Source organism: Ruegeria sp. AD11(2025) (assembly GCF_056542405.1).
On the sequence record NZ_JBQFZU010000023.1, the window covers coordinates 16,454 to 27,412 of the forward strand.

The following is a 10,959-nucleotide window of genomic DNA, read 5'->3' on the forward strand; positions in this document are numbered from 1 at the left end:
TGGAGCTGGAGGTATCACGAATGCGCGCTCTTTGGGCTTCGCTTTGCTGTCTGGTCATGCCTGCCTGGGCCGAAGAACCCCTATCCGGCTGGGCAGTTTACCCGACTGACAAGAGTTATGAGGAACTCGTGGCCGACACAAAGGCTGCGGTGAAAGAAAACGGGCTGATCGTGGTCACTCAGGCCGGACCGACCAAAGCCGCGGCCGCGCGCGGCATCGTCATTCCCGGCAATCTGGTGATCGGGGCCTTCAACAACGACTACGCGGTACGTGTTCTGGAGACCTCGGTCCAGGCGATGATCGAGGCCCCAATCCGGTTCTACGTCACCGAAAACGAGGATGGTACCGCCACCCTATCCTACAAAACGCCCAGCTTTGTGTTTGCGCCCTATGTCTACGAGGGGGGCGAGCCCCTGAGCGACATTGCCGCCGAGCTGGATACAAAGTTTCAGGCAGTGGCGGGAGCCGCAGTCAAATAGTCACACTGACGTGAACCTGCTTGCGTCCGGGCGCGTCCTCCGCAATCTCCTGTGAAACACGTTTTTCGGAGCTTTCCTGATGCAGGACCTATCCCCCCGCGCAGCGGACCTATTGGCCCAACGTCTTTTCGAGGCCGGGTGCCGCCACGCCTTTGGTATGCCCGGTGGAGAAGTTCTGACGCTGGTGGATGCGCTGGAGCAGGCGGGGATCACTTTTCACCTGGCCAAGCATGAAAACGCCGCCGGGTTCATGGCTGAGGCCGTGCATCACCGCGACGGCGCGCCTGCGATTCTGGTGGCCACCCTCGGCCCCGGCGCGATGAACGGGATCAACGTGGTAGCCAACGCGCTGCAGGACCGGGTGCCGATGATCGTTCTGACCGGCTGTGTCGATGCGGATGAGGCGCTGACCTATACGCATCAGGTCATGGATCATGCGCAGGTCTACCGTTCTATCACCAAGGGGACATTCACCCTGACCGCGCAAGGCGCGGACATCGTGGCTGACAAGGCCGTGTCATTGGCTAACCAACCACGCCCCGGCCCGGTTCATATCGACGTGCCGATCTCGGTCGCGGATACGCGCGTATCCGGGGTGAAGCGCCGTCGCCTCACCAAACCCGCCGCCGTCGCGCCCGAGGGGAATTGCGTCGAAAAGGCCCGCCGCTGGGTCGCCAACGCTGAGCGGCCCATCGCCATCGTCGGCCTGGACGTGCTCTATGACGCCTCACGCAACGTGGTACAGGCGTTTCTGGAGCATTTCAGTATTCCCTTCGTGACTACCTACAAGGCCAAGGGTGTGATCCCCGAGGACCATCCTCTCTGCCTCGGCGGCGCGGGCCTGTCACCGCTGGCCGACAAACAACTGGTGCCGCTGGTTGAACAGTCCGATCTGGTGCTGTGTCTTGGCTATGACCCCATCGAAATGCGCCCCGGCTGGCGCGAAATCTGGGACCCCGAGGAAAAGCGGGTCATCGACATCTCTGCCGTGGTCAATGATCACTATATGCATCAGGCGGGACTGAATCTGGTGGCCCATACCGGTGCCACGCTGGAGGCCATCGCAAAAGGCAACTCTGCCCGCGCGACATGGCCGGGTGGTGAGCCCGCGCTGGTCAAGGCCGCGCTGGCGCAGGCCTTCCCAACCGATGACGATTGGGGCCCAGCGGCGGTGATCGCCGAAACCCGCGCCGTTCTGCCTGCCGAGACGCTGGCGACCGCTGACAGTGGCGCGCATCGCATTCTGCTGAGCCAGATGTGGGACTGCCACGAAGAACGCGGGCTGATCCAGTCCTCGGCTCTGTGCACCATGGGCTGCGCCGTGCCGATGGCCATTGGCCTGAAACTGGCCGAACCGGACCGTCCGGTGATCAGCTTCTCGGGCGACGCCGGATTCCTGATGGTAGCCGGAGAGCTGTCGACCGCCGCCGAAATGGGCGGCAACCCGATCTTTCTGGTCTTCGTCGATGCCAGCCTTGCGCTGATCGAATTGAAACAGCGGCAGCGGCAGATGGGCAACATGGGCGTCGATTTCGACCGCCACGATTTTGCCGCCATGGGCCGGGCCTTTGGTGGCAACGGCCATACCGTCAGCAATCGGGAAGAACTGCGCGCAGCGTTAAACGCGGCCGTCAAGGCCGACGCATTCACCGTGATCGCCGCCGAGATTGACCGTGGAGGGTATGATGGCCGTATCTGAGGGACCGCTGAAGGGCGTTAAAGTACTGGATCTTTCCCGCATTCTGGCCGGGCCGACCTGCACGCAACTGCTGGGCGATCTGGGCGCCAGCGTCATCAAGATCGAAAACCCGGCAACAGGTGGTGACGACACGCGGCAATGGGGTCCTCCGTACGTTGAGGATGCAGACGGCAACCGCTCGGACCTGAGCGCCTATTTCATGTCGACCAACCGCAACAAAAAGTCCGTTGCGATCGACATCACCACAGCTGAGGGTCAGGCACAGATCAAACGGCTGGCCTCGCACGCGGATATCCTGATCGAGAATTTCAAACCCGGCGGGCTTGCAAAATACGGGCTGGACTATGCGGGCCTGTCGGAAGAGTTTCCCAGCCTCGTCTATTGTTCGATCTCGGGCTATGGCCAGACCGGGCCGAACGCATCCAAACCCGGCTATGACCTGATGGCGCAGGGCTATGGCGGGATCATGTCACTGACCGGTGACCCCGAAGGCGCGCCGATGAAGGTGGGCGTGGGCATCTCCGACGTGATGTGCGGAATGTACGCAACTGTCGGTATTCTGGCCGCGCTGCGCCACCGCGATCAGACCGGTGAAGGCCAGCAGGTAGACTTAGCACTGGTCGATACACAGGTTTCCTGGCTGATCAATGAGGGCGTGAACTATCTGACTTCGGGTGATGTGCCACAACGGCGCGGCAATGGGCATCCCAATATCGTGCCATACGACGTCTATGATACCGCGGATGGTCACGTCATTCTGGCGGTCGGGAACGATGGCCAGTTCCGTCGCTTTTGCGAGTTCATCGACCACCCGGAACTGGCGGAAGACCCGCGCTTTGCCACCAATCCGGCGCGGCTGGAAAACCGTGACGCCCTGAATTCGGTGCTGCGCCCGGCGGTGCAGAGCCACGACACCGCCACCGTCATTGCCGAGCTTGAAACGCGCAAAGTGCCCGTTGGCCCGGTGCAGACGCTGGATCAGGTATTCGCCACAAAACAGGTCGCTGCGCGGGAGATGCAGATCGCCATGCAGGCCGCCCCGGGCGAGGTGAAATTGATCGGGAACCCGCTGAAACTGTCCCGAACGCCCGTAACATATCGCAGTGCTCCGCCCGTGTTTGGGGCTGACACTCAGGCCGTACTGAACGCCAAAAATCCATTCGAAGATTGAAACACAGCGCCCATTTCGGCGGCATGTTGCTGAAACATGCCGTTGAATCGGCGGTTTTTTTCACGTTTTCCACACACGGCATTTCACCAATTCGAGAGCAGCAGCGATACTGATACGACGCCGCCGAAGTCTCTGCTACATCGAATATGTAGAAATTTACAATTGGATCGGATCACACGCATGAAACAAGATGTTTTCGGACAGATGAACACCCTGAGCCAGCCCGCAAGCGTCGAGGCGTGGAATGGTGTTCTGCTTGGTTTCATGGCGCATTCGGCCAGCACGCCGCTACATCTGGGCAAAGTGCTTGAACTTGAGCCCGACTTTGCCTTGGGTCACGCGATCAAAGGTCTGTTCATGGTTTTGCTGGGTCGGCGTGAGATGACGGCGGTCGCGGTTGAGGCTCTGGCAGCTGCGAATGCGGCGGTGGAACGACAGCCAGTCTCCGCGCGCGAGCGGTTGTATATCGAGGCGCTGGGTCTGTATCTGGCCGACCTGCCCTCTCAGGCCGTAAAGAAGTTCGAAGAGATTCTGCGCGCCGCTCCTCAGGATACGCTGGCGATGAAGCTCAGCCACGCAACGCGGTTTGTTCTGGGCGATTCGGCCGGAATGCGCCGTTCGATTGAACGGGTATTGCCCGCCTATGAACCTGACCATGCCGGACGTGGATACCTGCTGGGCTGTCATTCCTTCGCGCTGGAAGAAACGGGCGCCTATGAAAAGGCCGAGATCGCGGGACGTCAGGCGCTGTGGATGGTATCCGACGACGCCTGGGGGTTGCACGCGGTGGCCCATGTGCATGAAATGACCGGTAACGCGCAGCTGGGTCTGGATTGGCTGGCCGGTCGCGAGGATGCGTGGACCCACTGCAACAACTTCCGCTATCACGTCTGGTGGCATAAGGCGCTGATGCATCTGGATCTGGGGCAGGTCGATCAGGTGATGGAGCTTTATGACAACTATATCCGTCAGGACAAAACCGACGATTACCGCGATATTTCCAACGCAACATCGTTGCTGTCGCGGATGGAACTAGAGGGTATCGATGTCGGCAACCGCTGGGAAGAGCTGGCCGACCTGAGCGCTGCCCGGACCGAAGATGGCTGCCTGATCTTTGCCGATTTGCACTATCTTCTGGCGCTGACCGGCGACAAACGTACCGACGCGACCAACAAGATGTTGCAACGCATCCAGAAGGACGCGCAGCGCAATCAGGGGGATACTCCGATCCGCATGTCCGATCCGGGCATTGCAGCCGCTAAGGGGCTCGAAGCCTTCGGCGATGGTCTCTACGGTGCGGCATTCGACTTTTTATCGAGTGCCCGAAATGGTATGCAACTGGCAGGTGGAAGTCACGCCCAACGTGATGTATTCGAGCGCATCACAATTGATTCTGGCCTGCGCGCGGGCCGTCTGGATGCTGTCGAGCACATTCTGGACGATCGCCGCGCCAAACGCGCCGGAGGCGAGGATAATTATGCACTGGCGCGCCGCGCATTGATTGACGCGGCGCGCGACAACGGAGACGCACAAAGCGTCCCGGCTGAATAACAAAACAAAAAAACCAAGAAGGACAGAATACGTATGGCGACAGCTTCGCCCGCTTCTGATTTTGCGCCTGTGGTGGCCTCGACGGCTGCCCCTGCGCGCACGCGCGACCCGCGGCTGGATTTCTATCGCGGCATAGCGATGTTCATCATCCTGATCGCACATATCCCCAATGACCCATGGGCCAACTGGATTCCAGCCCGGTTTGGGTTCTCGGACGCGACTGAAATTTTCGTGTTCTGTTCGGGCATGGCTTCGGCCATTGCTTTCGGCGGGGCGTTCCTGCGCAAAGGCTGGTGGATGGGCACCGCCCGCGTCGCCTTCCGCATCTGGCAGGTTTACTGGGCGCATATCGCGCTGTTCTTCTTTGTCGCCATGACCATGGCAGCGCTGGATCAGAGCGGGCTGTTCGAGAAGAATTATATCTCGTCGCTGAACCTGCAGCATTTCTTCAACGACCCGGCGCCGCAGATCGTCGGGATGTTCACCCTGACCTATGTGCCGAACTATTTCGACATCCTGCCGATGTATCTGGTGGTTCTGGCGATGATGCCGCTGGTCATGGGCCTGTCTCGGATCGGGTTCTGGGCGGTTGCCTTGGCCTCGGTCACGCTGTGGCTGGTTGCCCAGACCGACGTTTTAGACCTGCCGGCCGAGCCGTGGTCGGACCGTCAGTGGTTCTTCAACCCCTTCGGTTGGCAGTTGTTGTTCTTCACCGGCTTTGCCTTCATGCGCGGCTGGATTCCCGCACCGCCGGTGTCCAAGACCCTGATCTGGGCGGCGGCGCTCTTTCTGATCTTCTCGATGCCATTTGGCTCGTGGAAAGTGTTTAGCTGGATCAATGCTGCAGCCCCCGATCTGGCTGACGAAATCCGTAAGGTCTGGCCGGTCACCAAGGAGTTACGCGACAAGACAGACTTTGGCCTGTTCCGGTACCTGCACTTCCTGTCGCTGGCCTATCTGGGCTGGGTCATCGCAGGCGAGCACGGCCACCGCCTGATCGCCACCGGGCACGGAGCCGCTGCCAAAGTATGGCAATTCCTGCTGACCGTGATCACCAAGGTCGGGCAACAATCGCTGGCAGTGTTCGTATTTTCCATGGCAGCAGCACGACTTATCGGCGTCGGACTGGACCTGAGTGGGCGGGATGTTGCCAGTGTGTTCGTCGCTAACACAATAGGCTTTGCTTTGATCATCGGTGTGGCTTACATCGCCGCTTGGTTCAAGTCTCAACCTTGGAAAACAAAGACATGAATTTTACGCGTCGCGCATTTCTGGCCTCGACTTCGGCGCTTGCGTTTGCGCCGGCCACCTTTGCCACAGGAGGTGAGACTCCGTTCGATCGCAACGACGTAATCGCCATGGCCCGGGAACTGGCCAGCCAGCCTTACGCCGAACGCGAGATGGTGCCGCAGGAATGGCAGAACCTGACATACCAGCAATACCGCTCGATCCGGTTCCGTCTGGACCGTGCGCTTTGGTTTGAGACCGAAACACCCTTCAACGTCGATTTCTTCACCCCCGGCCTGTATTTCCCGCGCACGGTGAAGGTGATGACGGTCGAAAACGGGATGGCCGCGCCTGTCGCCTTTGATCTGAGCATGTTCGACAAGTCCGAGGACGTGCCGGAACTTCCGATCGACGAGACGCTGGGTTTTTCCGGCCTGCGCCTGCGCACTGAAATGCACCGCCCCGGCAAGACCGACGAGTTCTGCGTCTGGCAGGGTGCCAGCTATTTCCGCGCGATTGGACTGCACGAGGTTTATGGCCTGTCGGCCCGCGGTCTGGCGTTGAAAACCGGTGACCCGGATGGCGAGGAATTCCCCGAATTCATCCGCTTCTGGCTGGAGCGCCCCAAGCCCGGTCAGCGCGGCATGGTCGTCCATGCGCTGATGGACAGCCCCAGCGTGACCGGTGCCTATCGGTTCAACGTCACCGCTGGTGCGGATTGCGTGATGGATATCGAGGCCACTCTGTTCCCACGCGAAGAGCTGACCCATGTCGGCATCGCACCCGGAACGTCGATGTTCCTGTTCGATCAGACCAACCACAGCCGGTTCGACGATTTCCGCCCTGCTGTCCATGACAGCGACGGCCTGCTGATCCGCAACGGAGCCGGTGAGGTGCTGTGGCGCCCGCTGGCCAACCCCACGCGCCTGCAGTTTTCGTCCTTTGTCGACATGAACCCGCGCGGGTTTGGCTTGTTGCAGCGCAAGCGTGAGTTTTCGGACTATGCAGATCTTGAGGCGAATTACCACAAACGACCCGGCCTTTGGGTCGAACCCAATGGCGATTGGGGCAAAGGTGCTGTCACGTTGGTCGAAATTCCGGCCGATCAGGAAATATATGACAACATCGTAGCCTATTGGCGCCCGATGGAACCCTATGCAGCAGGCACTCAGGTCGATCTTTCCTATCGACTGGTCTGGGGCGAAGAACCGCAGCGCACGCCGATGCCGCGCGTAATCAATACTGCGATGGGTGAAAACACCTTTGGCGAAGGGCGTCTGGCCGTCATCGACTTTGAGGAAAGCGAGCTGTTCGACGATCCCGAGGCGATGACGATCTTTGTCGACTCGCCCCATGCCGCAACCTCCGAGGGCGTGCTGCAACGCAACCCCGATACCGGTGGCCTGCGGCTGGCGTTTTCGTTTCAGCCGGGCGACCGCAACCACGTGGAACTGCGCGCGCAGTTGCTGAAAGACAAACAGCCGGCCTCTGAGGTCTGGCTTTATCGCTGGACCGCATGACCCAGGATTTGCACATCATGCCCCCGGAGGCGCCTTTGGCCATGCCCGCGCAGGATTTCAGCGCGGACTTCCGGGATGCGCAGGTACCCGAGGGCCAGCGGCCCTCGGCCGGGTTCTGGCGCGCGTTGGCGTTTTCTCCGGCGATGGCGGCCACGCTGGGCCTACTGTGGGTCATGAGCGATTGGTTCGGGGCTGAAGGGATCAATCTGATCGAAGGCGTCTTGCTGGCGCTGATCTCGTTCAACTTTTTTTGGATTTCCTTTACGGTCTGCACAGTGCTTCTGGGCATGGTGTCCCTGTCGCGACAGGAACCGCCGAAACGCGAGACCCGACCGCAGCCGCTGCGTGTGGCGCTTCTGACGCCCGTCTACAACGAAGTGCCGTGGAACGTGCTTGGCAACGCCCGCACGATGTTGGAGGATCTGCGCGCGCGGGGGGGGCAGCACCATTACGCGATGTTCATCCTGTCCGACACCCGCGATCCCGAGATCGCGGCGCAGGAGCAGGACAGTGTCGAAGCGCTGCGCACCACCCTCGCCCCCGGTCTGGAGCTCTACTACCGGCGTCGTGAAGAAAACACCGACCGCAAGGTCGGCAACATCGCCGATTGGGTCAGCCGCTGGGGTGCCGATTGGGATGCGATGTTAGTGCTGGATGCCGACAGCCTGATGACCGGGCGCGCCATCCTGCGGCTGACGGACTCGCTGGCGCGTGACCCGGGTGCGGGCCTGATCCAGAGCTATCCGCAGCTGATCGGCGCGCAGTCGGTCTTTGCCCGGATGCAACAGTTCGCCAATGGCGTCTACGGTATCGCCTTTGCCGAAGGTCTGGCCCGCTGGTGCGGGCAGGAAGGCAACTATTGGGGCCACAATGCCATCATCCGCACACGGGCTTTTGCCACAAGCGCTGGCCTGCCCAAACTGCGGGCTTATAATGGTCAGGAAAAGCTGATCATGAGCCACGACTTCGTCGAAGCCGGTTTGTTGCGCCGCGCCGGTTGGGGGGTGCGGTTCCTGCCGCGCATCCGGGGCTCGTATGAGGAAACTCCGCCCACTCTGATCGACCACGCCCTGCGGGATCGTCGCTGGTGCCAGGGCAACCTGCAGCACCTGAAACTGTTGGGCTCGACCGGGTTCCGAGCCGTGTCCCGCTTCCACATGTTCCACGGCGCGGTCGGCTATCTGATGTCGCCGCTGTGGTTTGCCCTGCTGGTTATGTGGGCGCTTATTGGTCAGGGTGAAGATGCCTCGGTCCTGCACTATTTCAGCCCCGACAACCCGATGTTCCCGCAATGGCCCGAGATGTCGGAAACACGCCACGTGCTGATCATTCTGGTAATGTACGCGATGCTATTGGCCCCAAAAGTGCTAGGTGTTCTGGCCCTGCCCCTGAGCGGGGTGCGCTATGCAGAGTTCGGCGGCGGGTCCAAGTTCCTGACGTCATTTCTGGCCGAGGTGATCCTGTCTATACTCTATGCCCCGATCCTGATGGTACAGCAGATGATCGCTGTGTTCCGCACGGTACTGGGCATTCAAAAAGGCTGGTCACCGCAGGCGCGGGACGGCGGCACCTACAGCTTGCGCACACTGATCCTGTGCCACACGCTGGAATCTATCAGCGGCATCGCGCTGAGCGTTGGCATCCTGTCCGGCCTTGTTTCAGTCTGGTTGGCACCAATCGCGATCAGCCTTGCGCTGGCAATCCCTCTGTCCGCGCTCAGTGGTGTCTCGGCCGGGGCTGCGCGGCGTATGGTCGGGATGAGAGAGGATTTCCGGGAACCTGCGATTACCCGCTCGGCCCGGCGTCACCGGGACGAACTGAAGCGTCTGATCGAAGGCAAAGGCGTCATGACCCCTGCCGAGTAAAGTGCTTTGCGTTTCATGTGAGCACCAGCAAGGAAATGCGCGTTCGTCCAACAGGAGAGTCAGGGCGTTTCGTTTCCAACTGAACGCAAAGCGCCTGGATCAACCACCCGGCAGACCTTCGTACCAATCGACCATCATGTCCGCCCAGCCCTTGGGCACCCCGTGGCCGCCGGGGAACAGCGCAAATTCCAGCGCGCTGCCCTCGGCGCATCCAGTCCAATAGCGGCGCATGAATTGGCCGGTGGTGGAAAACCCGCTGGGTTTGGTGTCGGCGCATTCGTTGGCAACGCGCCAGATTTCCAGACCGGCAAAGATGTCGCCCTGGTGGAACCGGCCGCCCCCCAACAGTCGCCCCTCCAGCGGCACCACATTATCGGTCCAACCGTGAGTGTGAAACAAGCGCACCGGGCCGTCGCAGGCTACGGGTTGTGGGCGCCAGAAACCGCCCGAAACGGGCACATAGGCCGAAAACGTTTCCGGCGCGGCGCAGGCAAGGTAATAGACCATGAAGGCACCCGCCGAGAAACCACCCAACACCACCCGGTCAGCATCCACCCCGAACCGGTCCGAGGCATCCTGAACAGCCTCGGTCAAAAAAGCCGTTTCTTCGCGCCCTTCCCATCCGGGAAAGAAGTTCCAGCTTTGGCGGCCATTCCGCTGGGACCCTTCCGGGGCCATCACCGCATACCCCCGCGCCAGCAGAGGCTCGACCATGCTGCGATTCTTCAGCGTTCCCGTGGCGGTACCGCCATAGCCGTGCAGAAACACCACCAGCGGCGGGTTTTCCGCCTCGGGCATTTCGATGTGATAGCCGCCTGTTGCGGTTTCGCACATGCCTTCCTGATCGGCACAAGCAGCAAAACCCATCTGGCCCGCCAGCGCCAGCCCGGTTGCCAGCGTCATTTCCCGGATCATCCTGTCTCTCCTGTATTACGCTGCACAGGCAACCCGGCGCGCACCCATCCCGGCCCTGCGGCCGACCCCAACATGCCCTCGGGCACATCTATGACATTTGTGAACCCGACCTCAATCAACCGGTTGCTCAGACGGGCCGACCGCACCCCGCGGGCGCAAATCAGCGCAACCCGAGTATTGCGGTCTCCACCGACAAGCTGCGCCAGCGCCTGCTCAAAATCATCCCGGCGCATATCCAGCTGGTACGCGCCTTCAGCAACGCCCGTGGCCTTCCACTCGCGCGGGGTTCGGATATCCACCAACAGAACTTCGCCCGACAACGCCTGCTCATGTGCGTCTGCAACACTCAGTTTTTCACCCGCATAATCCGGGGGGATCAGGCGGTATTGCCGGATGGCGAAACCGGCGGCAAAGGCCGCACCCCCGCCAAGCAACACCCATCTTCGGGTCCGGTTCACCATTTCAGCCATACAGCAACCTCCTGCGCGGACAGGCCGGTTCTATCACAGTCGTCGGGTTGGCGCTGTGGTGA

The 10,959-nt window shown here is 60.9% G+C and carries 9 protein-coding genes; 7 read left to right on the forward strand and 2 right to left on the reverse strand.

From position 1 onward, the window contains the following. Positions 1-20 precede the first annotated feature (20 nt). The 7 genes from ACR1XY_RS18400 (at position 21) to mdoH (ending at position 9,512) form a co-directional block, all read left to right on the forward strand. A complete protein-coding gene (locus tag ACR1XY_RS18400) occupies positions 21-479 on the forward strand; it encodes a DUF302 domain-containing protein (protein WP_480595372.1) in 459 nt (152 codons plus the stop codon). A gap of 79 nt (positions 480-558) precedes the next feature. Beyond that, entirely contained in the window at positions 559-2,178 is a 1,620-nt protein-coding gene (locus tag ACR1XY_RS18405; protein ID WP_480595373.1) for a thiamine pyrophosphate-binding protein, read from the forward strand. Next, on the forward strand, positions 2,165-3,349 hold the full coding sequence (locus ACR1XY_RS18410; RefSeq protein WP_480595374.1) for a CaiB/BaiF CoA transferase family protein: 1,185 nt from the start codon (positions 2,165-2,167) through the stop codon (positions 3,347-3,349). The genes ACR1XY_RS18405 and ACR1XY_RS18410 overlap by 14 nt, the downstream gene beginning before the upstream one ends. 180 nt (positions 3,350-3,529) lie before the next feature. Next, positions 3,530-4,900, forward strand: coding sequence for a tetratricopeptide repeat protein (locus tag ACR1XY_RS18415; protein WP_480595375.1), 1,371 nt, complete (start codon positions 3,530-3,532; stop codon positions 4,898-4,900). A gap of 33 nt (positions 4,901-4,933) precedes the next feature. Further along, a complete protein-coding gene (locus ACR1XY_RS18420) occupies positions 4,934-6,151 on the forward strand; it encodes an OpgC family protein (RefSeq protein ID WP_480595376.1) in 1,218 nt (405 codons plus the stop codon). After that, positions 6,148-7,647, forward strand: coding sequence for an OpgD/OpgG family glucan biosynthesis protein (locus ACR1XY_RS18425; RefSeq protein ID WP_480595377.1), 1,500 nt, complete (start codon positions 6,148-6,150; stop codon positions 7,645-7,647). The genes ACR1XY_RS18420 and ACR1XY_RS18425 overlap by 4 nt, the downstream gene beginning before the upstream one ends. Further along, entirely contained in the window at positions 7,644-9,512 is a 1,869-nt protein-coding gene (gene mdoH, locus ACR1XY_RS18430) for a glucans biosynthesis glucosyltransferase MdoH (protein ID WP_480595378.1), read from the forward strand. Before ACR1XY_RS18425 ends, mdoH begins: the two co-directional genes overlap by 4 nt. Positions 9,513-9,611: 99 nt before the next feature. On the opposite strand, the gene ACR1XY_RS18435 is transcribed toward mdoH, so the two are convergent. Together ACR1XY_RS18435 and ACR1XY_RS18440 are read right to left on the reverse strand one after the other, a co-directional pair. After that, on the reverse strand, positions 9,612-10,427 hold the full coding sequence (locus tag ACR1XY_RS18435; RefSeq protein WP_480595379.1) for a CE1 family esterase: 816 nt from the start codon (positions 10,425-10,427) through the stop codon (positions 9,612-9,614). Continuing rightward, a complete protein-coding gene (locus tag ACR1XY_RS18440) occupies positions 10,424-10,897 on the reverse strand; it encodes a rhodanese-like domain-containing protein (RefSeq protein ID WP_480595380.1) in 474 nt (157 codons plus the stop codon). The genes ACR1XY_RS18435 and ACR1XY_RS18440 overlap by 4 nt, the downstream gene beginning before the upstream one ends. Between the last annotated feature and the right edge of the window lie 62 nt (positions 10,898-10,959).

What these genes read in the sequence shown, in the direction of transcription:
- ACR1XY_RS18400 (WP_480595372.1), top strand. Translation starts at nt 21, where the DNA reads ATGCGCGCTCTTTGGGCTTCGCTTTGCTGTCTGGTCATGCCTGCCTGG.
- ACR1XY_RS18405 (WP_480595373.1), top strand. Translation starts at nt 559, where the DNA reads ATGCAGGACCTATCCCCCCGCGCAGCGGACCTATTGGCCCAACGTCTT.
- ACR1XY_RS18410 (WP_480595374.1), top strand. Translation starts at nt 2,165, where the DNA reads ATGGCCGTATCTGAGGGACCGCTGAAGGGCGTTAAAGTACTGGATCTT.
- ACR1XY_RS18415 (WP_480595375.1), top strand. Translation starts at nt 3,530, where the DNA reads ATGAAACAAGATGTTTTCGGACAGATGAACACCCTGAGCCAGCCCGCA.
- ACR1XY_RS18420 (WP_480595376.1), top strand. Translation starts at nt 4,934, where the DNA reads ATGGCGACAGCTTCGCCCGCTTCTGATTTTGCGCCTGTGGTGGCCTCG.
- ACR1XY_RS18425 (WP_480595377.1), top strand. Translation starts at nt 6,148, where the DNA reads ATGAATTTTACGCGTCGCGCATTTCTGGCCTCGACTTCGGCGCTTGCG.
- mdoH (WP_480595378.1), top strand. Translation starts at nt 7,644, where the DNA reads ATGACCCAGGATTTGCACATCATGCCCCCGGAGGCGCCTTTGGCCATG.
- ACR1XY_RS18435 (WP_480595379.1), bottom strand. Translation starts at nt 10,427, where the DNA reads ATGATCCGGGAAATGACGCTGGCAACCGGGCTGGCGCTGGCGGGCCAG.
- ACR1XY_RS18440 (WP_480595380.1), bottom strand. Translation starts at nt 10,897, where the DNA reads ATGGCTGAAATGGTGAACCGGACCCGAAGATGGGTGTTGCTTGGCGGG.